Origin of the sequence: Enterococcus spodopteracolus (genome assembly GCF_030441955.1) — a bacterium.
Lineage (GTDB): Bacteria > Bacillota > Bacilli > Lactobacillales > Enterococcaceae > Enterococcus_B > Enterococcus_B spodopteracolus.
The window spans coordinates 1-24,577 of record NZ_JARJHD010000010.1 but is presented as its reverse complement, the minus strand read 5'-3'; the positions used below and the strand labels follow the sequence as shown (position 1 = coordinate 24,577).

Here is a 24,577-nt window from a genome sequence, read left to right as displayed (position 1 = left end):
TTTAAAAAATGAAAAAAGCAAAGCAGTCTGCGAAAAAGTCCCAAAACATAGGAGTGTTAAGATGAAACAAGAAGTAATGAAAATCGTTCACCAACGGCAACTAGCACCACGAATCTATGAAATGACACTGACCGGGGAATTAGTCCAAGAAATGACACGCCCTGGACAATTCCTTCATATTCGCGTACCACGAGCAGATTTGTTGTTGCGCCGACCAATCAGTATCAACCAGATCGATCAATCACAAAAAACTTGTCGTATCATCTACCGTGTAGAAGGAGACGGAACAAAGCATTTCGCAGAATTGACTGCTGGTGATTCTTTAGACGTCTTAGGACCTTTAGGAAATGGCTTCGATCTTTCGGGATTAACGAAAGAAGATGAGGTCTTCATTGTCGGTGGAGGAATCGGAGTTCCTCCTTTATACGAACTATCGAAACAGCTGAAGGAACGAGGTGTCAAAGCGATTCACTTTCTAGGCTTTGCTTCACAAGAAGTAATGTATTATGAAGAAGAATTTCTAAAGCTAGGTGATACAAGGATCGCAACGGATGACGGCACCTATGGACTGCATGGGAATGTCGGTAATCTATTACTTGCGGCAAAAGATAAGCCTGCTGCTGTTTTTGCATGCGGTTCAAATGGATTACTAAAGACAGTGGAACAGCTCTTTGCCGGTCATCCTAACGTCCAACTGTCATTAGAGTCTCGCATGGCCTGTGGTGTCGGTTCCTGTTACGCATGTGTCTGTCATGTTCCAGGCGATGAAACAGGAACGAAAAGCTTGAAAGTCTGTGATGAAGGACCGATTTTCCAAGCAGGAGAGGTGATTTTATGAGTAACCCTTTAGCAGTTAAACTTCCAGGACTAAATTTGAAGAATCCGATCATGCCAGCAAGTGGTTGCTTTGGGTTTGGCAAAGAATATGGCAAATACTACGATTTGAACCAACTTGGTGCGATTATGGTCAAGGCGACGACACCTAAAGCGCGCTTTGGTAATCCCACGCCGCGAGTAGCTGAAACACCTTCTGGTATGCTCAATGCGATCGGGTTGCAAAATCCTGGAATGGAAGTGGTCATGGAAAAATCGCTACCTGAATTAGCCACCTATAAAGATTTGCCGATCATAGCGAATGTCGCTGGCGCATGTGAAGAAGACTATGTTGAAGTCTGTGGCAAGATCGGCGATGCACCGAATGTCCATGCCATCGAACTTAATATCTCGTGTCCAAATGTCAAACATGGCGGAATTGCTTTTGGAACCGATCCAGAGGTGGCATTCCAACTGACACAAGCGGTGAAAAAAGTGGCGAATGTCCCTGTCTATGTCAAATTATCTCCTAATGTTACGGATATCGTTCCAGTGGCACAGGCTATTGAAGCTGGCGGCGCCGATGGTTTTACGATGATCAATACTTTATTAGGAATGCGTATTGATCTGAAAACAAGAAAACCGATCCTTGCCAATCAAACAGGAGGGCTGTCCGGACCGGCGATCAAACCTGTAGCGATCCGCTTAATCCACCAAGTAGCGTGTGTCTCCAAGCTACCGATTATCGGGATGGGCGGAGTGCAAACCGTGGACGATGTACTAGAAATGTATATGGCAGGCGCTAGTGCAGTCGCTGTCGGAACGGCGAACTTTACTGATCCATATATTTGTCCAAAATTGATTGCAGATTTGCCAGGACGAATGAATGAATTAGGTATCCAGTCTTTAGAGCAACTGATCAAAGAAGTGAGAGAAGGTAGAAATCAATGAATCAACGACCAATTATTGCTTTAGATTTTTCATCATGGGAAGAAGTGGAAACATTTATGCAACGTTTCCCAGAAGACGAAAAGTTATTTGTTAAGATTGGCATGGAACTCTTTTATCAAGAAGGACCAATCATTGTCCGCTGGTTAAAAGATGCAGGTCATGAGGTTTTCTTAGATTTGAAATTGCATGATATTCCGAATACTGTCGAAAAAGCGATGCGCGGTTTGGCAAAATTAGGTGTAGATATCACCTGTGTGCATGCTGCAGGCGGAATCCGTATGATGGAAGCAGCCATGCGTGGATTGACCGATGGCACATCAGAAGGAAAGAAACGCCCATTACTTTTAGCAATTACGCAGCTAACTTCTACTAGTGAAGAAGAAATGCACCATGACCAACTGATCGAAGTACCATTGGAGCAAAGTGTGATCCACTATGCCGCTTGTGCCAAAGCAGCAGGATTAGATGGGGTCGTTTCTTCAGCATTAGAAGTCTCATCGATCAAAGAAAAAGCGGGTGAGCAATTTGTTTGTTTAACCCCTGGTATTCGTCCAGAAGGAACAGTCGCAGGCGACCAAACAAGGATCGTAACACCGACACAAGCAAAAGAAATCGGTTCAACCTTCATTGTTGTCGGGCGACCAATCACACAAGCAGAAGATCCTTACCAAGCGTACAAAACAATCAAAGCAGAATGGAGTCGTTAATCTATGAACATTGAACAATCTATTGCCAAAGACCTTTTAGAAATCGAAGCTGTTTTCTTAAGTCCAAGCCAACCTTTCACATGGGCAAGTGGAATCAAAAGCCCAATCTATTGCGATAATCGTATCACGATGAGCTATCCTAAAGTCAGAAAAGAAATCGCCCAAGGATTAGCAGAAAAAATCAAACAAGAATTTCCAGAAGTTGAAGTGATCGCTGGTACAGCAACTGCCGGTATCCCTCACGCAGCTTGGGTGGCAGAAATCCTAGACTTACCTATGGTGTATATTCGTAGTAAAGCGAAAGCACACGGTAAAGGTAATCAAATCGAAGGTCGTATCTTTGAAGGTCAAAAAATGGTTGTCATCGAAGATTTGATCTCCACAGGCGGAAGTGTGTTAGAAGCGGCTGAAGCAGCTAAAAGAGAAGGTGCAGATGTTTTAGGTGTTGCGGCAATCTTTACGTATGAGTTGCCAAAAGGAAAAGCGAACTTTGAACAGGCTGCTCTACCATTGATCACCTTGACGAATTATTCTGTATTGATCGAATTTGCATTAGAAAATAAAACGATTAACGAAGAAGAGCTTGCTTTATTGAAAGAATGGAAAAAAGATCCTGAAAACTGGGCAACAGCTTAGTAATCAGATGAAAAAAGGGCGGAAAAACGGATGTTGTTTCAGCCCTTTTTCTGTTTGAGATATAGTAAAGTCCTGATGATACATAGCGAGAATTATTCTTTTATACATGAAAAAGTGTTAAGATAATAAGCTGAAAATTTGCGAATTCCAGTTATTTAATGATAAGATTATCGGAAAAGTCATCTCAACGAGGAGGGTTCTTTATGGGATTGAATGAATTTATTTTGGGTTTAAATAACTTGGAAAGAATCACCAGAGCTCCGGGATTTTTCAAACACACGGAACACACCGTCGCAGCCCACTCTTATCGTGTGGCTTCGATCGCGCAAGTGTTAGGTGACATTGAAGAACTCCATGGACAATCGATTGACTGGAAGCTCTTATATGAAAAAGCCTTGAACCATGATTATACCGAACGTTTTATCGGTGATATCAAAACCCCGGTGAAATATGCGAGTAAAGAGTTGAGAGGGATGCTACAGACCGTCGAAGAAAAGATGACGGATGAGTTCATCAATCAAGAAATCCCTGAAGCTTTACAAGACATTTATCGCCGGCGATTATTCGAAGGCAAAGACGATACGGTCGAAGGTGAATTACTTGCTGTTTCAGATAAAATTGATCTTTTGTATGAATCGTTTGATGAGATCAGTAAAAATAATCCGGAGAAAGTCTATAAAGAGATGTTTATTGAGGCGGTCACAACAATCAAAGGCTTTGATCATCTACCATCCGTCCAATATTTTTTCAAAGAGATTTTTCCAGAATTACTTAATCAAGAATTCTATGGAAAAGAAGATTTCTTAGCAGCTGTTTCAAGCATTGTCAAAAAAGAAAAAGAATAGTCAAAGTACCGTGTAGGTAACTGGTTCAGGAGGAATTTTAGTTGAAGAAGAATATGGATGTTGAATGGAATTATTTTGGTGAAAGAGGACCGGAACATTGGGCAGAATTATGTGATTGGTTTGCAAAAGGAGCCGAGTTTGAATTACAATCGCCCATTCCTTTGACAACGTGTGAAGCGAGCAGTAACACGAAAGAAACACTCTCTTTTCACTATCAGAAACAACGATTCACGGATAAGGAGTTCAAGAATACGATCCATCTTGTACCATATGATCAAATCAGTTATGTTCTTTTCAATGAAGAAACATACTATTTGACCGACATCCATTTTCATATGCCATCAGAACATATCATTAATGGTAAACAAGAAGATATTGAATTTCATTTTGTACACACCAATGACCGACAAGAAAACTTAGTCATTGGTGCGATGTACCGTCTATCAAATGATGAGGGTTGGTTGTACGATCGTCAAAATGGCGACAAATGGGATCTCGATGCACATGAGCATTGGACCGATGCCTCTGTCTTTTTTCCTGAGCAGAAAAGTCATTATCATTACGTTGGTTCATTGACTACTCCCCCAACGAGTGGGCCGATCCAATGGTTCGTCATGGATCAAATTGGTCGATTGAATCGTGATTTTTTGATCCCATTCAAGGGGCAATACGCACAACCTAACAATCGTCCGCTACAACCAGTGAAGAATCGAAAAATCTATTATTATAAGGGGACAAAATGAACATCCAACAATTGAAATACGTTACTGCAGTAGCAAATAACGGAAGTTTTCGAGAAGCGGCGAAAAAGTTATTTGTTTCTCAGCCGAGCCTTTCTGCAGCAATCAAAGAATTGGAGAATGAGTTGAGTATCCATTTATTTACCCGCACGAATCGAGGGGCTTATCTAACAGAAGAAGGACAAGACTTTTTAAAACGGGCGGAACGAATTTTAGTACAATTAGATTCTTTGGAAAACTATTACCAGAAGAGTGAAAAACGTGAAAGCTTTTCGATTGCTTCACAACACTATGATTTTTTAGGTCCATTGACTGCGCAGCTGATTGAGACATTCAAAGCAGAAGTGAAACAGTTTCGGATCATGGAAACGACCACAGCGAACGTGATCGAAGAGGTCCAACAGCAACAAAGCGAGTTAGGTATCCTTTATATGAATGACCATAATCGCACAGGGATCAAGCGTTACTTAGAACAAGGGGAATTAGTCGCTCAGTCTTTAGGAAGATTCAAGACACATATCTTTCTGAGACAACGCCATCCACTTGCCCAACAAGAAGAAATAAAGGTGGAAGAGCTAACAGCATTTCCACAAGTTCGGTTTACACAAGATGGCAATAATTTCCCTTATTTTTATGAAGATCTAATTGAGATTCCTGAACAAGAATCGGTGATCTATACGAGTGATCGTGGCACATTGATGAACATTGTGTTAGAAACAGATGCCTATGCTTCAGGCTCTGGCATCGTGATTGGGGAGATCAAAGAATATTTACGATTGATTCCATTAGCTGATAGTCCAATGAATGAGTTATATGTCATTTATTCTGGAAAGCAGCCATTAAGTGATATCGCCAAGAAGTTTATCACAAGTATCCAACAGGTGATGAAACAAATGAAGTGAATGTTTAGGATCAATTGAAAAAGAAGATGAAGCAAAAGATAAGCCGTGAAATCAGTGAATGCTGATTTCAGGCTTATTTTTTGTTCTTTCAATTCTAACTGTATTGTTGCAGTAAAGCACATAATGTTACATAGTTAAAAAATGATTCATACTGTCATCAATAAATCAACCGGGAGTGATTTCACCGTTGATTTATCAATAATGATAAAGGGGTTCAGCAAAATGAAAAAAGGAATAAAAATAATGTTAGGGGGAGTTGGCGCGACGAGTGTAGGACTATTTAATAAGGGGGGCTGTTGCTTGTGCTGCTGATTCGCTTCCACAAATCGGAGAAGGGTATTTGAAATCAGTCAATCAAAGCACGATCGATCGCATGAGTACGATGGCCTATGTATTATCCTACCAAATGTATCAATGGGGAGATATTGGTTTGAATGAAAGACTCACTGACAATGGATACAATCCCAAAAATGTGTCCAGTCAATCCTATTCAGTAGGAGTCAATAGTGATATGGGAACGAAACAAACGTCAAAAAATGTGAATACAAGTGCTTTTCATAATCAAACTAATCAAGATCAAACGCTTACCACACCTTCTTATACTGAAACTTACATAGATTCGATTACGACATCAACCACACATTCTGCAGGTGTTTCTACATCAGTGAGTGCTGATATCAGCGTATCAATGTTTGGTTCGGCAAGTATGAGTCTTGAATTAAGTTACAATTTTAGTACAACCACTTCACATACTCGGGAGACACAAAAAGGTTGGACTGTTCCTGGTCAAGCCATCAATGTTCGACCGAGACATACAGTCGAAGTCAACTGGGTATTTTATACAGGTGAAGCAACAGGATCGGTTGATTTACAAGAACGCATCCGAGCAGATATCCCGTATAAAAAAGATTCTGCTGGACGTATCCATACATACGGACTTGGAACGGTAGTTGGCGACCGCCAAGTGCTGTCAGACAGTTATTGGGATCGCCATATCACAGAAACTCGTAATAACTGGAAGAAACTCGATGCAAATGTGGCAGGACATTAAATTGGTGCTGGTACCTATCGTGTCAATTATGGTTCAGGACTTATCTTAGAAGCCTTCGATCGAACGACTGGTACAAAAGAAATCATTGCGGCAGGCTATCGAATTTAATTTGTCATTGGTATTTGAACTACAAAAAAACCGATCGTCAGAAGTCATGACTTCTTGACGTCGGTTTTTTTCAGTAAAATCAATCTTTTGTCATTGCTTGGATTTTTTCTTCTTCTGGTGTCACAATGATCGTTTTTTGGTTTTCGTAAATCACATATCCTGGTTTAGCGCCATTCGGTTTGCGAATATATTTGACTTGCACTAGATCCACAGGCACTTGTGCAGAGTGGCGATATTTGGAGTAATACGCAGCTAGTTCAGCAGCTTCCGTAATGGTTTCATCAGAAGGCTGATCACTTTTGATGATCACATGAGAACCAGGAATATTTTGCGCGTGCAACCAGTGATCCGTTTTTCTTGCAGTTTTCATGGTTAATTGATCATTTTGCAGATTATTTTTACCAACTAAAATCTCAGTACCGTCAGAAGAGAAGTAGCGATCAGGTTGAGAAGGTTTTGCTTTCTTTTGTTTTTTGTTCGTTTTCTTTTTCAAGTAGCCCTCTGCTAATAGCTCTTCTTTGATCACTTCAATATCCATCGGTCCAGCAATCTCTAATTGCGAAAGGACAGATTCAAGGTACTGGATCTCGCTTTTCGCTTCTTCGATTTGTTTTCCAATCAATTTGACCGCATTTTTAAGTTTTTGGTAGCGATGAAAGTATTTTTGCGCATTCTGATTAGGTGTTAAGGCGGGATCAAGAGTAATCCGGATGGGTTGATTCTCTTCATAATAATTCGCTAAGGTCACTTCAGTCGCGCCACGAGGAACTTGATTCATAAAAGTCGTCAATAGTTCGCCGTCACGACGAAACTCTTCCGCATTTTTTGAATCAAGCAAGGTCTGCTCGCGCTTTTTCAATTTGTTGCGATTACGTTTTAGTTCATTTTCGATTTTACGGATCAGTTCGCCGCCTTGTTGTTTTGCTCGATCTTTCTCCGCTTTTTCTTGGTAAAACGCATCTAACAAAGCGCTTAATGTGGCGTATTCTTGTGTTGAATCGGCTTGTTTCGCCAATTCGTGATAAGCAATCGGTGTAAAGTATTCTTTTGTGCCCACTTCATAGTGTGTGGGTGTAGGTTGCTCGATCCCAGTAAAGAATTCTTCCCAGACAGCCATTTTTTCATTCGGTCGCTGATTGATCCGTTCGACTAATTCTAATGCAGTGTCGTGGCCTAATCCTTGAAATGCTTGTTGTAGTGCTTTTGTATTTGGCTCGATTTTTGATAGGCGTTCAAATACTTGTTCTTTTGTTGCTTTAAAAGGATCAAGTACTGCTTGTTCAGGTGGTGCGACATATTCGACACCAGGGAGTAACGAACGATACGTGTTTTGTGAGCTGCCGATATGTTTGATGGCGTCTAGGATCTTTCGTGTTTGCTGGTTCACTAAAACGATGGTACTGTGTCGTCCCATCAATTCTACGATCAAAACAATATTTTGTAAGTCGCCTAGTTCATCCCGTTTTGAAAAATGGAAGTGGATGACTCGATCATTTTTGATTTGCTTGATATTATCTAAAATCGCACCATCTAAATGTTTACGCAACATCATCACGAAGTTCGGCGGATTTTCTGGATTTTGATAATCGATCTCTGTGATCTGGACACGGGCATAGCTTGGATGAGCAGATAACAACAATCGGTGGTTCTTTCCACGAGAACGAATCACCAAAATGATTTCATTTTCATACGGTTGGTGGATCTTTGAGATCCGACCAGATAATAGTGTTTCGCGCAATTCATGGATCATTGCATGGGTAAATACACCATCAAAGGACATGATTCATTCCTCATTTCTATTCATAAGTACACTTATTATAACGAAAAAAGAAAGGAAAGACCAATGGACCGGATGATTTCTTCTGTAAAAGAGAGAATAAAAAAAGAATTTACATGAAAAACTAGTGTTTTATTTCGTTCTTTCGCTTGATTTTAGGTATAATTAGAGAAAGAACAGGTGGGGGAAAAGAAGATGCAGCGATTGATGGTAGAGATAAAGGATAAAATCATACTAAGCTACACGAATTTATCAGAGAATTTTGAACAACATCCTCAAAAATATTTCAGACGGATCGGTCTTCTTCTGAGCTGTTCATTTTTGTTGACGGTCGCGATGTTTTTTTTGCCGAGTAGAATCAAAGAAGCACAGGTGGATTCATTGATCTATTCCTCGATCCATTCCGAAAAGTTACGGCCCTTGCCATTTTCTTCCGCGCATCAAGAGATCACTGATAGTCGAGCCATCTCTGTCATGTTTAGTCTGCCGAAGGGGGCAATTTACAAGCAAGTGGTGGATATCTTTGAGGATCCGCAACAAAGTAGTGAGTTGAATCGAACGATTTTCTTCTACCCACTCGTTTATGATACCCAAGAATTAGAACAACGGTATGGGATCGAAAAAGATAAAATCACTATCATTTTCTTTGATGGCGGAAAAGAGAGAAATCGCTTAGTTATTTCTGACCAAAATAAAGAGGAACTGGAGAAAACCTTGGTTCCTGCATTGAATCGATTGCCATTGATCAACATCAAACAGCTTGAAAAAGAATTAGCAAATGGTGAACAAGCGGAAAAAGTAACAGATAGTACCTTGGAATAAGTGTGGCGAAATACTTAGTGATAAATAACAAAAAGTCAAAAAAATAAAAAATTAGTTGACGGATAAATAAAATTCGATTAGACTTAGGATAACACTCAAAGGAAAGGATGGTCCAAGATGAACTTATCAATTCAATTTTTATCAGAACATAAAAATAATTGGCGTAACTGGCGTAGATAAGTTGTATCAAGGACGAACTTTTTCGTAGATACAACTTTTTAGAGTACAACAATGTACGATTCTAAAGTTTGTATCTATGCTGGACAAGAATTTGACGACCGCATAGATGGCTCTATGCGGTTTTTTGTTGGTAAAAGACAATGACCGTACAAGCGGTGATTGTCTTTTTTTGTTCATTCGCTCGAAGTTACACACGTAGCTGATTTATTATAAAAAAATACATAACAAAAAAGGGGAAGTAAAAATGAAAAATAAACGATTGATCGCAGTAATCGCACTGATACTTATTTATTTGACCGGTACATTTATCTACGAAACGATCAAGGATCAGCCACCTGTTGAAGGCAATCGAACAGGTGATAAGAAAGTTGTTGGGGTCTTACAGTTCGTTAGTCACCCTGCTTTAGATGAAATCTATCGAGGGATCAAAGATGGATTAAAAGAGTCAGGTTTGGAAGAAGGACGAAACCTAGAAATCAATTTTCAAAATGGTCAAGCCGACCAAAGTAAGTTAGCTACCATGAGTCAACAATTGGTTCAAAATAATCCAGACGTTCTCGTAGGTATTGCGACACCAGCAGCACAAGCCATCGCAAACACCACGAAGGATATCCCACTTGTCTTGGGCGCAGTGACTGATCCTGTAGGGGCGGGGCTAGTACAAAGTTTAGAAGCACCAGGGGGCAACATCACAGGAGTTTCTGACCAACCGCCTGTGGAAGCGCAGATTCAATTAGCGACAGAACTATTACCAAAAGCAAAAACGGTTGGGATTCTTTATGCATCATCAGAAGACAATTCACGTTATCAAGTCAGCCAAGCAGAAGAAGCGGCAAAAGCCAAAGGACTAACACCAGTGAAGTATGCCGTCCCTTCAACGAATGAAATTGCGCAAACCGTCCAAGTCATGAGCCAATCAGTTGATTTTATCTATGTTCCTTTAGATAACACGATTGCTAATGCGATGCAAACGGTCATCAAAGAAGCAAATAAAGCAGATATCCCAGTAATTCCTTCTGTCGATACGATGGTCGAACAAGGCGGGTTAGCGACAATCGGGATCAATCAATACGAATTAGGTGTGCAAACAGGTAAAATGGCAGCCGTTTTAGCAAATGGGAAAGAGCCAGCCACAACCCCTGTCTATGTCTTTGATAAAGGCGATATCATCGTCAATGAAAAACAAGCAGAACTATTAGGAATCACGATTCCTGAATCCATCAAAAAAGATGCAAAAGTATTGACAGAGATCAAGGAGGAAGAACAATGATCGTATCCGCAATTTCACAAGGGATGTTATGGGCTATATTAGGTTTAGGGATTTTTATGACTTACCGCATTTTAGATTTTCCTGATATGACAACAGAAGGTTCATTCCCTCTTGGTGGGGCTGTCTGTGTAACAGCGATCACGCATGGCGTTAGTCCGTTATTGGCAACGATTCTAGGTGTTTTGGCCGGAATGGCGGCTGGATTTGTTACAGGCTTACTTTATACAAAAGGAAAAATTCCAGTCATCTTAGCCGGTATTTTAGTAATGTCAGGTTTAAACTCAGTCATCTTGTTTGTGATGCGCACACCCAACCTTTCATTGTTGAGTCATCCAGTCTTACAAGATGTGTTCCACGCACTACATTTCCCGAATTATTTTGACACTGTCTTATTAGGCCTCTTATCTCTCGGTCTATTGATCAGCGTATTGATTTTCTTCTTCAATACAGATCTAGGGCAAGGCTATATTGCCACTGGGGATAATGAGACAATGGCACGTTCATTAGGAATCAAAACCGACCGCATGAAAATCTTAGGTTTGACTTTATCTAACGGAGTGATTGCTTTATCAGGCGCATTGATCGCACAAAACGATGGCTATGCGGATGTCAATAAAGGAATCGGTGTAATCGTGATCGGACTAGCTTCGATCATCATCGGGGAAGTCATTTTCCAAGAGTTGACATTAATCGAGCGTTTATTAGCAATCGTTGTCGGAAGCATCATCTATCAACTACTGATTTTAGCTGTTATCAAACTAGGTTTTGATACGACTTATCTGAAATTATTCTCAGCGATCATCTTAGCGGCTTGCTTGATGATCCCACAAGTAAAACAAGCACTGAAATTAAAAACTGGCTTTGAAAAGGAGGTCTAACGATGACAGCTATCTTAACGATCAAAAATGGTAGAAAAGTAGTCAACAATGGGATGCACGAAGAAAAAGTATTATTGGATGATATCCAATTGACCATCAATGAAGGAGATTTTATCACTGTTCTTGGCGGTAATGGGGCGGGCAAAAGTACTTTGTTCAATACGATTGCCGGAACATTGCAATTAAGTCAAGGTGGGGTTTATTTCAAAGACCAGCCAATCACGAAGTTATCAGAAGAAGCACGAGCTTTATTTCTATCACGCGTATTCCAAGACCCAAAAATGGGGACTGCACCACGGATGACGGTGGCAGAAAATCTATTGTTAGCCGAAAAAAGAGGGGAGAAACGGACGCTTTGTTTGCGTCAATTGAAAACCCAAAAAGAAGCGTTCTATAAAATATGCCAAGAAGTAGGCAATGGATTAGAGCAACATTTGGATACACCTGCTGGCGAATTGTCAGGGGGGCAACGACAAGCCTTAAGTTTATTGATGGCAACGATCAAAGCGCCAGAATTACTTTTATTAGATGAACATACCGCAGCACTAGATCCTAAGACAGCCAAGCTACTGATGGAATTGACCAACCAACGCATCACAGAGCAAAAGTTGACATGCTTGATGATCACGCACCGTATGGAAGATGCCTTGAAATATGGGAATCGTTTGATCGTCTTACAAAAAGGCCGGATCGTCAAAGACTTAGCGAAAGAAGAAAAACAAGCATTATCCATGAACGATCTCTTACACTTCTTCGAAGAAGTAATCGATTAGTCATTCGAGAACGCTATCTCCGTTTGACAAGTTTGTTTCCTTCAATTTATACTTGTGATAGCAGGTATAATAACAATCAAAATCAACACGATTCATATCAGAAAAATGATTGATGCCGCTTGTTCATTCGTAGGTTCTACGAATGGACGCGGCATTTTTAGCGTATTATAGGAGGCGTTCCATGATTTCAGGAAAAACAAGATTAGCAGGGATTTTTGCATCTCCCGTTACCCATAGTTTATCTCCATTGATGCATAATACCGCCTTTCAGGCTTGTTCGATCGATGCTGTTTACTTGGCATTCACAGTCGATCAGACGAATCTTATGCAGGCAGTCGAAAGCATTCATACATTCAATATGTTAGGTGTCAATCTTTCCATGCCTAACAAAACAGCAGTTATTCCTTATTTAGATGAATTAAGTCAAGAAGCGCAGTTGATAGGCGCTGTTAATACCATCGTTCATCGAGACAACCGCTTGATCGGCTATAATACGGATGGTATGGGTTTTATGCGTTCAGTACACGAAGCGGGTGTCGCAATCAAAAACAAAAAAATAATCATGCTAGGTGCAGGTGGCGCAGCGAAAGCAATCGTTGTTCAAGCGGCGTTAGATCAAGCAAAAGAAATCGTCATCTATAAACGGAAGAATGCTACTTTTGCGAGTGTTGTTGCGGATTTTGAGAGAGTTGCGGAACAAACCAACTGTCCCATCATCGTCAAAGATTATGCAGATACTGAACAGTTGAAAAAAGATCTAGAAGATACGGACCTTTTGATCAATGGTACCGATATGGGCATGGGCGCAAAAAAAGAGTTGATGCCAATTGATCCTCAGTTTCTCCATAAGAAACTCGCAGTTTTTGATTTGATTTATTCCCCTAAAGAAACACGCTTTCTAAAAGAGGCCAAAGCAATCGGCTGTGTCACACGAAATGGGCTAGGGATGCTGATGTACCAAGGAGCAATTGCCTTTGAGCTTTGGACAGATGAGACCATGCCGATTGAGAAGATCCAACCTTTACTCATTTCAGAGGAATGAAACGAGTGTTATCAAAGGATTCGTTAGCTTTTAGTTAAATTTACAACGATCTTACTGTTTTTCATTAAGAAGTATCGTATGATTTTACTGAGTTGAACAAAGGGAGGAAATCAAATGAGTCGGATGGATCGCTATCAGAACATCCATAAAAAAGCAAAACCAATCAAAGAAAAGTCATCGCCGCTATTATCTTGGCGACGCGCAAGTAAGAAACAAGCGGAGTCTGAAGAGGAAGCAAGCCCTTCTTACGAACAAACTTATGACGAACGTCCAAGTGATTCTCGATACTCAACGCCTTACGAGGAACACGTTCATTCAGGACAACAACCCCAGAAAAAAGGACTCTTTAAAAAGAAACAGCCTAAAGATCCACGCAAGAAGCGGTCTTGGTGGAAAATCATAGTAGGGATCTTATTATTTTTATTTGTCTTCTCACTGATTTCATTTTTCGTCGGCAAGTTCGTGGCTGAAAATGATCAGTCACTGGAACCAGCGACTTCAGAAACATTCAACGGCACCCAATCAACAAGTGGCGCTCACAATATCTTGATTTTAGGCAGTGATACAAGGGGTGAAGATGCGGGGCGAGCAGATACGATCATGGTTCTACAATTAGATGGACCTGCGCGTAAACCCAAATTGATCTCATTCATGCGGGATAGCTTCGTGACGATCCCTGGGGTCGGAGACAACAAAATCAATGCAGCTTATGCTTATGGTGGCGCGGAGTTAGTCCGACAAACCTTGTTAGAGAACTTTGGACTGAACTGTCAATACTATATGAAAGTCGATTTCAAATCTTTTGAAAAAGTGATTGATGCTATGTTCATGAACGGCGTGTCGATCGATGCTGAAAAGGACTTGAATCTAGACGGTGTCGATATCGCTAAAGGGAAACAACGAATGGACGGTCATGTGCTGTTGCAATATGCGCGTTTCCGGATGGACGAAGAAGGCGACTTCGGTCGTGTCCGCAGACAGCAACAAGTAATGGATGCGATTTTCGGTCAACTGAAAAATCCATTGAACTTGATCCGTGCGCCATATGCTGCCGGAAAAGCAATCGGTTATACATCCACCGATGTACCGATGACTTTTTTAGTCAAAAACAGTTTCTCTATCTTACGTGGTGCTGGCGGAATCGACCGCTTAAGCGTCCCAGCGGATAATACTTGGAGCTATGGTCAAAGTGATTATGCGGGTAGTATCCTCGTATTAGATAAACAAATGAACCGTGAAAAGATTGAACAATTCTTGAGTAAATAATCGTTGATGTTTTGTTAAAAAGGCTTTTCTGGAGGTGATAACTTCTGGAAAAGCTTTTTTTGTGTGGATGTCTTAATTGCTATATAGTGTTTCTTTTTCCAATAGCTCTATTTTATCCTCCTCGCAAAAATCCACTTATTATTCAGATTGAATTTATTAACAATTTTCCAGTTTTTTATGAGCTTGTATTTTTACTTTTATTTCTTAAAAATAAATCTTTGTTTCGCAGGTATGACTTGATAAAAAAACAACATAAATAAATCAGTGGAACTTGTCTATTTCTTTATCATGCTATAATATAATATTATAAAGATAATTATTTTTATTAAATACATATAAAATAACGATTGAAAAACACCTCTTATGTTTTCTGTTTAATTTTTTAGAGGTTCGGAGGATGATTATGAAATTTAAGCATACATTTGGTGAACCAAAGATGAATCGGTCTTTTTGTAAAGTATAGGAATCATACTCATTAAGTACATACATCATTATTTAGAGGAGGCAAAGACATGGAATTATTGGTAAAAGAAACATTAGCATTAGGAAAAAAAAGGGATATACTTTTTCCGTATTACGTCGGTTACACGTTCTTTAAGGAAAATAATTACCAAGGAAAGATCACCCATAAAGAGGCAATCTTAGCCTACTTAAATTATTTAAGTCGTTTGGCAAAAACAAATCTTTGGTCATCAAAAAAACGCGAAGAAACAGGAAAACCTGTTGACTGTGAAATGTATGTAGCGAAATTTCGTGAACTGAATTCTGATTCAATTATTTATACAGAAATTGATCCTACTACGTTAAACTTAGGTGGCTACCCAATTGAAGTCAACGAAGAGATGATGGAAGGCACAGAACTTACTGCGGAAGATTTATTTATGGAAGGTGGGGTATATGAGGAAGCTTTTTTTAATGAATTTCATGGGACAAATTTATCTAAGACAGACTTTAATCTGGTAAATCAACGGTTCTTTCCTTTAAAAGATAAATTGATCATCTATTCCTGGAATACAGAGTTTACAAAATTACTTCAACTATGCGCGTGTGGGCTGGGGCGCCTATCTTTGGAGTGTTTATGATTCTAGAACCCAAATCTTTACGATTATCAGTATTTATTTGGCAGAACCGGCGTAATATAAGGTATCATAAGATAATATAGGTTCATACTTACAGATTACTGAATTAAAAATTTTAAATAATTGCGTTAATCTAAAAAAATGACTATGTAGATTAGTATTTTTTATAAATAGAACCCGCTATTAGCAGGTTCATTTCTATCATTTTTTTTAGATCTGGATAGGCAGTGAGAATATAATACTTTCTTTTTTTTCGTATCACATTACGAGTACGCTGGATTACTACGCAAGAGTAGGTAATATTACTTACAGGTAAATAATCATTTTTTCCTTCTACTGTTCTCCAAAGCCCCCAGCCATTCGGAACTATTCCAGAAATATAGGCATGAGACTGATAAATGACACGATCATTTGATTTTTTGTAAACGACATTCTCCTAAAGGAAGCTTGATTTTTCGGTCTAAGTAATTTTGATTCGCAGTAAATATAGCGATGTTAATATATACCAACGCTTGAATGGGATCATTAAAAGTCGATGTATAGTTTATTAAATCATGCGATATATCTAAACGTCCTTTTAATTCTCCATGATTTTTCCCTATATGACTAGCAATCGTATGCCCTTTCCCTCCATCTGCAAAATGTTCATCATAATATAAATCAACAGGAGTGTACCACTCAATTTCTTCATCTTCAATATCAACATCTGCTAATTCCTTAATCTTTTGATAAATTTTCTCTAAACTTTCAGAGAGCCAATTAGCTCCCATTGCGCCTAGGACTAAAATTTCTTTTGTCTTATCATCTATAATATTTCCAGTCTCTTCATCCAACACACCACGTTTCCCATCAATAGTGATCGAATCATCATTTGGTAGTGCCTCAGCACTATAAGAAAACTCAATCGCTCCAACTAAATGTGCTGGAACGGCTTGTTGCGTTTGAGCATAGATAAAGTTCCCAGCGTGATCCGATACAACTGCGGCACCATATAATGTAGCGATCATTCCTGATGGGTCAAAGTCTAACCCATTGTTGTTGGGAGCCAAGGCTTCGCTTAAACTTTGGCTGATTTGGCTGGTTCGTTCATCATATGCGACAGCCATTTCTTGGGCAGTTTCAATAGCTAAGGCTTTAGAAGGTTCATTGACGACCCCGAATTCAAAGGGTGTGGTTGCTTGGACGTAGTCGAGCAATTGTTCTTTTGTTGTGATCATCTCTGTTAAGAGCGTAGAGATGCTCGTATCAAGCTTGACTTGATAGTTAAAAGGTTCTGGGAAATCATAGCCGTAGTAAGAAGAACCGGTGATGTTCAAGATGGCATCATCTGCACCACGAACGGATTCGCTATACTGGATGCTTTCTAAAACGAAAAACTCATTCTGGGAGAGAGAATCGGCTAGTGACGTGTTACGTCCGACCACGGCTGCTTGTTCCCGTAGTGTCCAAGGGATGGTGTAGTTGATGTAGCGACGATAAAGTTCAACACGGTCACTGACGCTGAAAGTAAAGATTCCGTGGTCGCTCTCGCCAGTCAAGTACTCACGCATCAACGCATTGCTTGTTACATCTTGTGCGTAGCGGTTTTGTAAGGCTGCGGAGAAATTATAGGTATTTGTTGTCGAATCGATTCCAGACATTGCAAAAGTGTTCAGTTCATTTTGAGTGGAGGCACTGCTACCGATCGATTCAAATAAACCACTGTTTGTTTTCGCTAAATCAGCTGTTGCGACGCCTAAAGAGGCGCCGAGCTGATAAAAACCGACCCCTAGACCAATTCCTAGCAGAGGCGGCGGTCGACAGTAAGCCAGCGCTAAGTGTACTACCTGATAAACCAGATCCATAAGCAGACATGCTGATTCCATTAAAAACGTTTATGGCAACTGCTGCATTTTGCGGTTCTGCGGACGAAGGGATCGGTGAGGTGGTATCGATCGGACCGATGGTTTCGTCAGGTTGGGTGATTTCGCTAGCGATCGCTTCTTGGGCGTGGACATCAAGTGGCAAAGTGGCAAAAGGTACGAGCAACAGACCAACAAGTAATAGGCGATACATTTTTTTCATTTTTTACTCCTTTTTATCAAATGGCTTGAGTGACTACCAACAGTTCAACTACCAAAAACCTCCTTATTTGTGTCGTAGATTGCTTAATTATATTTTCCAAAATATAACAATAAACTTCAAGTTTATTTAAAATTACAATTATAAAAAACCTCATTTTTTATATGGTTATTTACCTTGCAAAAACTAATTATATGTTAATTCTTGCTGTTCTTTTATCAATGTTTATCTTCTTGTTTAAAAATAACAGCATGATAATAATAAAAAGATAAATGTTATTCTTTAGGTGGTTATAGTTATTTTTTTGTAACGCTTTTTTCCATTCAACAAAAACATCTTCAATTTTTTCGCTATTCTTTTTGAAAACCATTTGGTAAACTGTTAAGGAATTCTTATTTTATCAAGAGGAGGAGGGAAAACATGAAAACAGTGATACTTGCTGAAAAGCCTTCTCAAGCAAAAGCGTATGCGGAAACGTTCAAAAAAAGGAAAAAGCAGGAAGGTTATTTTGAAGTTAGTGATCCACTATTCACAGGTGAAGTAACAATCACTTATGGGTTTGGTCATTTAGTGGAAATGGTTCCTCCTGGAGAGTATGAAGAACGCTGGGCGAAGTGGTCATTGCCCAACTTGCCGATATTTCCTGACCAATTCAAATATACGGTGCCTCCAGAGAAACGGAGCCAATTCGCCATTGTCAAACGACAATTACAAGCAGCTAATACGATCATTATCGCAACAGATAGCGACCGTGAAGGTGAAGCGATTGCTTGGTCGATCATCCAGCAAGCAAAAGCCTTTACGAAGCAAAAGCAGTACTTACGCTTATGGATCAATTCATTGGAAAAAGAGGCCATCTATCAAGGGTTCAAACAACTAAAACCAGCGGAGCAATTTTATCCAAAATACAAAGAAGCACAAGCACGTCAACATGCGGATTGGCTGATCGGGATGAATGGCAGTCCGCTATATAGTTTACTTTTACAACAAAAAGGGATTTCTGGAAGCTTTTCATTAGGGCGTGTCCAAACACCAACGCTTTATATGATCTACCAGTTACAAGAAGAAATCAGGAAGTTTAAAAAAGAGCCTTATTTCGAAGGAGAAGCGCAGATCAAAAGTCAACATGGACAGTTTGTCGGTAAAATCGAACCGAAACAAACCTTTAAGACTGCGGACGAATTAGTTGCTGCGATAGAGGCAAAAGGTGCGCATTTAGGAAAACAACAAGGAACGATCTTACAAGTAACGAAAAAAGAAAAACAACAAAGTAGTCCTCGTTTGTTTTCTTTGTCAAGTTTACAATCGAAAATGAATCAACTGATGAAAGTCAGTGCGAAAGCCACGCTTGATGCAGTCCAAGGTTTGTACGAAAGCAAGTTTTTGAGTTATCCTCGGACAGATTCTTTTTACATTACAGAAAGTGAACACCAGTATCTTGTCCAAAATCTTGATCGCTATAAATCGTTTTTAGGGATCACAGAGGTAGCGACACCAGAAACATTTCCTAAAAAAAGATATGTGGATGCAAAAAAAGTCCAAGAGCATCATGCGATCATTCCAACCAAAACGATACCGACGAAGGAACGTTTTGCGAAGCTTTCCCGACTAGAGCAAGCGATCTATTTGCAGGTGATGCGTACGACTTTAGCAATGTTTGCAGAAAATTATCGCTATGAAGAAACCGTGATCCTTACAGGAGTGGAACGATTACGTTTAAAAAGTGTCGGGAAACGTCCGATCGCAGAAGGCTGGCAACAAATCTTGACCGTAAAAAGCAAGAAAAAATCAGATGGTCAGTTTTTGCCTAAAGTCAGTGAGCAAGAGGTCGTGACTGTTGATCTGAGAAGCCTTGAAAAAGAAACGCAGCCACCTAAGCCCTACAATGAGGGAACGCTGATCACTGCGATGAAAACCGCAGGAAAGACCTTAGATGATGAAGAAGCGCAAGAGATTCTGAAAGAAGTGGAAGGGATCGGGACGGAAGCAACCCGCGCGAGCATTATTGAAAACTTGAAACAAAGGCACTATATCGAAGTCAATAAAAATGATATTCAAGTGACTGCTAAAGGTATCACTTTGTGTAAAGCAGTAGCAGGAGAATCTTTACTGACAAGTGCTGAGATGACAGCGCGGTGGGAAAGTTATTTGAAAAAAATCGGTGAACGGCAAGGAACGCCGGAAGTTTTTTTAGAAAATATCAAAAAATTTATTCTGCATTTATTAGAAGTCGTCCCAGAACAAGTAAAAACAGTCGACTTGTCGGAAGAGCAAAGCGGTTTGATGCAAATCGAAGCAATGGAGAAGAAGAATGACCAAATCGGGCGTTGTCCGAAATGTAAAAAAGGCATTGTGATGTTGTATCCAAAAATCGCGACATGTACGAACAAGGAATGTGATTTTAAATTGTGGCCTACGATTGCTAAGAAGAAATTGACCAAAACCAATCTTAGAGAGTTACTCTCAAAAGGAAAGACTAGTAAAGTGGTCAAAGGATTCACTGGTAAAAAAGGGAAGTTTGATGCAGTCCTAGTTTTGAAAGAAGATTTAACGATCGGCTTTTCATTTCCTTGGATGGAAAAACAAGAGTAGGTATATATATTCCGAAAAGTTAAAATACCTAAACCAAAAAATACTAAAGTAATAATTATTAGAGGAGTACTTGTACGTGAAAAAAATCAATTCGCTTTTGAATTATGCGATGGGATTGTTAACGTTGGTTGCGCTCTATCAAGCGGTCATCGCATATCCAGAATACGGAACCAAATTATTAGCTATTACAAAACATCCGACTGGCTACTCACCGACGGTCATTTTGACAACTTTGACTGCAGCAGCCAAGAGTGGCACTTACTTGTTGCATACAACGAGTAGTCTACTGAAAAGAAAGAAACAACGGAAACAGTTGCTTTTCGTATTAGCTGCGGCGGGTGTTGTTTATTTCTTACCGATGATTACGCAATTTATTCAACAGTTCATATAAATAAAAAAGACGACGATAAGAGAAAAATTTCCTTATTCGCCGTCTTTTTTTAACTCTTTAATATACCAAGCGTCCATCGTGGAGTGTTCAGAACCTGCTAGTGGATCAGCTATCAAGTGAAAGCCGAACTTTTCATACAGTTTACAAGCAGGCTTTAAGGAATGCATCGTTTCTAAATAGCATTGACGGTAATGTTGAGTGGCATAAGACAATGCTGTTTCCATCAATTGGTTGGCAATTCCTAAACCTTTTGCTTCTGGGGCTAAGTACAATTTTTGTAATTCACATATCTGCTTTTGCTCGTCGAAAGGTGCAATGCCGATTCCGCCAACTACTTTATTTTCTAATTCCACCACCCAATAAGCAGCACAGGAGAGAACATGGTAGTAGTCTGTTAAATGGTCTAATTGTAGGTCGAAATAGGCAGTTCCTTCAATCGCCAAATCGAGTGATTCTAGGGAAGTTTGAATAATTTCTTTGATGATTGGATCATCTTGTGGTTTAATTTCTCGGATCAGCATCGGACAAGGCTCCTTTTCTATCGTGTTTATTTATCGTAATACAAATGAACGGAAGGGTCAATTTACTTTGTACTCAGAGGGACATTCTTTTATCAACTTCTCCCTTGACCCATTGCTTGAACTGTGAAATAATAACTTCATAAAAAATTTATGACTTAAGAGCGTTCGCCGGAACGATCTTGTAGGAGTCAGACAAACGAACCGTAGGCTTTAATGGTTCGTTTGCCTGACTCCTTTTTGTTTTGGGAGGGAATAGGCAGAATGAAAATAGAAAACTTACAGACAGATAGACAAAAAGGATTAACAGAACAAGAAGCAAACGATCGATTAGCATACTACGGTTTGAACTCGATTGACAATCAGCCAACTAAATCTTTTATTGCTTATCTCAAAGAAGCAATAAAAGATATCACGATTTTGATTTTACTTGTTGTTACCGGATTATCTACGTTTATAGCTTATCGCACGCATCCAGATGATTTTACAGAACCAGTTGTGATTTTTTCGATTGTCCTATTAAATCTTTATTTATCAATACGGCAACAAAAAAGTGCGGAAAAATCAATGGATCAACTGAAAAAAATGAGTACGCCAACCAGTCTTGTCTTGAGAGAAGGTTTCGTTAAAGAAATCAATAGCACTGAGATCGTTCCTGGTGATATCGTACAACTTAAATTGGGTGATCGTGTCCCTGCTGACGCGAAAGTAATTACAAGTACTAATTTCTTTGTTGACGAATCATTTTTGACTGGAGAAAGTGAACCGAGTGAAAAAGACGCTTCTTATCAACCTACTGATAATGAAGGACTGAGTGATCGTAAAGATCTAGTATTTTCTGGTTCATTAGTCGTGACAGGTAAAGCGACAGTCTTAGTAGAAAAAACTGGCAATGGGACAGAAATCGGAAAAATCTCTCATTTGATCACGAACGAAGGAACGCATGTCGCACCACTGCAAATCAAAATGCAAAGACTGGCTAAAGTACTAGGGCTAGTCGCAATCACTGCTGGTTTCTTGGCAATTGTAATTGGTTTAGTAAAAGGTTTGAGCGTAGAATCAAGTATCATGACTGCAATTTCAATGGCAGTGGCAGCAATACCAGAAGTATTACCTGTTGTCGTAACCATCTCTTTAGCTGTGGGAATGGGGAATATGGCAGTTAAGAAAACCATTGTTCGGACACCGTCAACCGTTGAAACAGTAGGTGGCGTTTCTGTCATTTGCTCAGATAAAACGGGGACGATTACTGAAAACAAAATGTCTGTGAAAAAAATTACTCCATTAACAGAAATACCTACTCTTATAGATTTCACTAAAGACAAGGAGAAAAATCTACTTTTGCTGTTTTATCTTGCGAGTGGTTTTTCTGAGAACGAAGGAGGGGGAAATCCAACGGAATTAGCGATTCAAAAAGCTGTAAAAGATCAATTTTCGGAGAAAGAATTACAGGAATCTCTTTCCAATTTGAAAAAAATCAAAGAATTGCCCTTTGATTCAAAAAGAAAACGTATGACTGTCGTCTATCGTAGAGGTCAAGAATATTTTTCAGTCACAAAAGGAGCATTCGATCGACTACATTTGATGAATCTAAACGAAGATTACCAAGCGGAACATGATCAACTTGCTGATCAAGCGTACCGTGTATTAGGGGTAGCCTACAAGGTATTCCAACAATCAATCGAAGAATTATCAGAGGAAAAATTAGAGGAGGAGCTGACATTTGCCGGCTTTATCGGCATCATTGATCCAGCGAGAAAAGAAGCAGCGAAAGCAGTGGAAGTAGCCAAAACAGCAGGAATCAAAACCGTTATGATTACTGGCGATCATTTATTAACAGCTTCACGTATTGCTAAAGAAGTAGGGATAATGGGAGAAGGAGACCGGGCCATGACAGGGGCGGAACTGAAAAGAATGAGTGACGAACAGTTAACCGAAACTATCGATAGGTTTCGAGTGTTTGCCCGAACGTCACCTGAAGACAAGATACGAATCGTTAAAGCTTTTCAACAAAAGAACGAAATCGTCGCTATGACAGGGGACGGAGTAAACGATGCGCCAGCACTGAAAGCAGCAGACGTCGGTATTGCTATGGGGAGTGGAACGGAAGTGGCGAAGGAAGCTTCTGATATGGTTTTAGTAGACGATCATTTTGCAACGATCGTCCAAGCGGTAGAAGAGGGGCGAAGAGTCTATCAAAATATCCGTAAATCTCTATATGCCATGTTAGGTTGTAATATTTCAGCTTTAACGATCGTATTGATTTCTTTGATCTTAGGTTGGGGCGCGCCAGTCACAGCGATCCAATTGTTGATCATCAAAGTAGTCGCAGATGGCATCCCTGGTTTTAGTTTAAGTGTCGAACCTGCAGAGGAAAAAAATATGGAAAAACAACCGATTCATAAATACGATAGCATTTTTTCACGAGGATTGACCTTTAAGATTCTTGAAATCTCTGTCGTGTTTACCGTCGTCACATTATTGGCGATAGTTATTGGTCGTACACAATCAGTAGCGATTGCTGAAACAATGACATTTATTGTCTTAGGGTTATCCACGATCAGCCATATGTATAATTGTCGCAGTGAAGTATCTATTTTACGATTGAAATTTTTGGGTAATCCATTGCTAGTCTTAACTACAGCAATTGGTGCATTGATCATTGTCTTATTAGTGACAATCCCTGTTACACAACATATCTTTGGATTTGTTACGATTGGACTTTCCAACTGGCTATGGGTTCTTGGTTTGTCTTTTCTTCCAGTAGCCTATATCGAAGTGAAAAAATGGACACATCTGTTTTAAGTATTACCAGAAATTTTTCTTTCCACTAGTTATAAAGCTAAATTTTACTGTTCGAGTTCGTCTGTATTCCATTTTTTGCAAGACAGACGAACTTTTCTTATATTGATTGGAAAAAAGAATAAATGACAAAAATAAATGTCAATGTCTAAAAAACAAGTAAAATGCTGTATTTGATCATAAGCAAGAGAGGTTAGAGCGAAAAAACACACGGATAAATATTTTTATTTATTCTAGTTTACATAATATATATTATACAAAGTAGATTCAAAGTGAAATCAAACCTCTATCAAACCTTTATCAAACCAAATTAAACCGAAAAACACAAAAAAACGACTCTTTCGAGCCGTTGCAAAATTTTAAAATTATTTTG

General features: G+C 39.5%; 22 protein-coding genes. 19 read left to right on the top strand and 3 right to left on the bottom strand.

The genetic code is table 11. From position 1 onward, the window contains the following. Positions 1 to 61: 61 nt before the first annotated feature. The 8 genes from P3R27_RS11085 (at position 62) to P3R27_RS11050 (ending at position 6,645) form a co-directional block, all read left to right on the top strand. Positions 62 to 838 carry a dihydroorotate dehydrogenase electron transfer subunit gene (locus tag P3R27_RS11085; RefSeq protein ID WP_034688208.1) on the top strand — a complete coding sequence of 259 codons (777 nt, stop codon included), beginning with the start codon at positions 62 to 64 and terminating at the stop codon, positions 836 to 838. After that, entirely contained in the window at positions 835 to 1,764 is a 930-nt protein-coding gene (locus tag P3R27_RS11080; RefSeq protein ID WP_034688209.1) for a dihydroorotate dehydrogenase, read from the top strand. Before P3R27_RS11085 ends, P3R27_RS11080 begins: the two co-directional genes overlap by 4 nt. Further along, positions 1,761 to 2,471, top strand: a complete 711-nt coding sequence (gene pyrF, locus P3R27_RS11075) for an orotidine-5'-phosphate decarboxylase (RefSeq protein WP_034688211.1) — start codon at positions 1,761 to 1,763, stop codon at positions 2,469 to 2,471. Before P3R27_RS11080 ends, pyrF begins: the two co-directional genes overlap by 4 nt. Positions 2,472 to 2,474: 3 nt before the next feature. Beyond that, complete coding sequence (gene pyrE, locus P3R27_RS11070; protein WP_034688213.1) at positions 2,475 to 3,107, top strand: orotate phosphoribosyltransferase; 633 nt, start codon at positions 2,475 to 2,477, stop codon at positions 3,105 to 3,107. A 203-nt stretch (positions 3,108 to 3,310) separates the two neighbouring features. Beyond that, the gene (locus P3R27_RS11065) at positions 3,311 to 3,952 is read left to right on the top strand and encodes a YfbR-like 5'-deoxynucleotidase (protein ID WP_126134076.1); all 642 of its coding nucleotides are present in this window, start codon (positions 3,311 to 3,313) and stop codon (positions 3,950 to 3,952) included. Between the two features lie 41 nt (positions 3,953 to 3,993). Beyond that, the gene (locus P3R27_RS11060) at positions 3,994 to 4,695 is read left to right on the top strand and encodes a carbonic anhydrase family protein (RefSeq protein ID WP_034688219.1); all 702 of its coding nucleotides are present in this window, start codon (positions 3,994 to 3,996) and stop codon (positions 4,693 to 4,695) included. After that, positions 4,692 to 5,594, top strand: a complete 903-nt coding sequence (locus P3R27_RS11055; RefSeq protein WP_034688222.1) for a LysR family transcriptional regulator — start codon at positions 4,692 to 4,694, stop codon at positions 5,592 to 5,594. Before P3R27_RS11060 ends, P3R27_RS11055 begins: the two co-directional genes overlap by 4 nt. 340 nt (positions 5,595 to 5,934) lie before the next feature. Then, positions 5,935 to 6,645: an ETX/MTX2 family pore-forming toxin gene (locus P3R27_RS11050; RefSeq protein WP_034688224.1), complete on the top strand. Its 711-nt coding sequence runs from the start codon at positions 5,935 to 5,937 to the stop codon at positions 6,643 to 6,645. A gap of 187 nt (positions 6,646 to 6,832) precedes the next feature. Here the strand turns inward: P3R27_RS11050 and efbA are convergent, their stop codons facing one another. After that, complete coding sequence (gene efbA, locus P3R27_RS11045) at positions 6,833 to 8,533, bottom strand: fibronectin-binding protein EfbA (protein WP_034688227.1); 1,701 nt, start codon at positions 8,531 to 8,533, stop codon at positions 6,833 to 6,835. 192 nt (positions 8,534 to 8,725) lie between these two features. On the opposite strand from efbA, the gene P3R27_RS11040 reads away from it, so the two are divergent. From P3R27_RS11040 to P3R27_RS11010, 7 genes are all read left to right on the top strand, one after another. Then, on the top strand, positions 8,726 to 9,352 hold the full coding sequence (locus P3R27_RS11040) for a hypothetical protein (protein ID WP_034688229.1): 627 nt from the start codon (positions 8,726 to 8,728) through the stop codon (positions 9,350 to 9,352). 424 nt (positions 9,353 to 9,776) lie between these two features. Beyond that, a complete protein-coding gene (gene trpX / locus P3R27_RS11035; RefSeq protein WP_126134077.1) occupies positions 9,777 to 10,802 on the top strand; it encodes a tryptophan ABC transporter substrate-binding protein in 1,026 nt (341 codons plus the stop codon). After that, positions 10,799 to 11,680 (top strand): ABC transporter permease, encoded by an 882-nt coding sequence (locus tag P3R27_RS11030; RefSeq protein ID WP_034688235.1) that lies wholly within the window; start codon positions 10,799 to 10,801, stop codon positions 11,678 to 11,680. The genes trpX and P3R27_RS11030 overlap by 4 nt, the downstream gene beginning before the upstream one ends. A 2-nt stretch (positions 11,681 to 11,682) precedes the next feature. Continuing rightward, complete coding sequence (locus P3R27_RS11025; RefSeq protein WP_034688238.1) at positions 11,683 to 12,453, top strand: ABC transporter ATP-binding protein; 771 nt, start codon at positions 11,683 to 11,685, stop codon at positions 12,451 to 12,453. A gap of 181 nt (positions 12,454 to 12,634) precedes the next feature. After that, positions 12,635 to 13,495: a shikimate dehydrogenase gene (aroE, locus tag P3R27_RS11020; protein ID WP_034688239.1), complete on the top strand. Its 861-nt coding sequence runs from the start codon at positions 12,635 to 12,637 to the stop codon at positions 13,493 to 13,495. Positions 13,496 to 13,609: 114 nt separating this feature from the next. Continuing rightward, positions 13,610 to 14,761 (top strand): LCP family protein, encoded by a 1,152-nt coding sequence (locus P3R27_RS11015; RefSeq protein WP_034688243.1) that lies wholly within the window; start codon positions 13,610 to 13,612, stop codon positions 14,759 to 14,761. 512 nt (positions 14,762 to 15,273) lie between these two features. After that, on the top strand, positions 15,274 to 15,843 hold the full coding sequence (locus tag P3R27_RS11010; RefSeq protein WP_235186308.1) for a hypothetical protein: 570 nt from the start codon (positions 15,274 to 15,276) through the stop codon (positions 15,841 to 15,843). A gap of 404 nt (positions 15,844 to 16,247) precedes the next feature. Here the strand turns inward: P3R27_RS11010 and P3R27_RS11005 are convergent, their stop codons facing one another. Continuing rightward, positions 16,248 to 17,684, bottom strand: coding sequence for a hypothetical protein (locus P3R27_RS11005; protein ID WP_301357525.1), 1,437 nt, complete (start codon positions 17,682 to 17,684; stop codon positions 16,248 to 16,250). A gap of 8 nt (positions 17,685 to 17,692) precedes the next feature. Between P3R27_RS11005 and P3R27_RS11000 the strand changes: the two genes are divergently transcribed. The 3 genes from P3R27_RS11000 to P3R27_RS10990 all read left to right on the top strand — a co-directional run bounded on the left by P3R27_RS11000 (position 17,693) and on the right by P3R27_RS10990 (position 20,884). Further along, a complete protein-coding gene (locus P3R27_RS11000; protein WP_126134079.1) occupies positions 17,693 to 18,034 on the top strand; it encodes a hypothetical protein in 342 nt (113 codons plus the stop codon). A gap of 287 nt (positions 18,035 to 18,321) precedes the next feature. Beyond that, on the top strand, positions 18,322 to 20,493 hold the full coding sequence (locus tag P3R27_RS10995) for a type IA DNA topoisomerase (protein WP_301390119.1): 2,172 nt from the start codon (positions 18,322 to 18,324) through the stop codon (positions 20,491 to 20,493). Between the two features lie 76 nt (positions 20,494 to 20,569). Continuing rightward, positions 20,570 to 20,884: a hypothetical protein gene (locus P3R27_RS10990; RefSeq protein ID WP_126134080.1), complete on the top strand. Its 315-nt coding sequence runs from the start codon at positions 20,570 to 20,572 to the stop codon at positions 20,882 to 20,884. A gap of 32 nt (positions 20,885 to 20,916) precedes the next feature. Here the strand turns inward: P3R27_RS10990 and P3R27_RS10985 are convergent, their stop codons facing one another. Continuing rightward, positions 20,917 to 21,405 carry a GNAT family N-acetyltransferase gene (locus tag P3R27_RS10985; protein ID WP_126134081.1) on the bottom strand — a complete coding sequence of 163 codons (489 nt, stop codon included), beginning with the start codon at positions 21,403 to 21,405 and terminating at the stop codon, positions 20,917 to 20,919. Between the two features lie 261 nt (positions 21,406 to 21,666). Between P3R27_RS10985 and P3R27_RS10980 the strand changes: the two genes are divergently transcribed. Beyond that, positions 21,667 to 24,207 carry a cation-translocating P-type ATPase gene (locus tag P3R27_RS10980; RefSeq protein ID WP_126134082.1) on the top strand — a complete coding sequence of 847 codons (2,541 nt, stop codon included), beginning with the start codon at positions 21,667 to 21,669 and terminating at the stop codon, positions 24,205 to 24,207. Positions 24,208 to 24,577 lie beyond the last annotated feature (370 nt).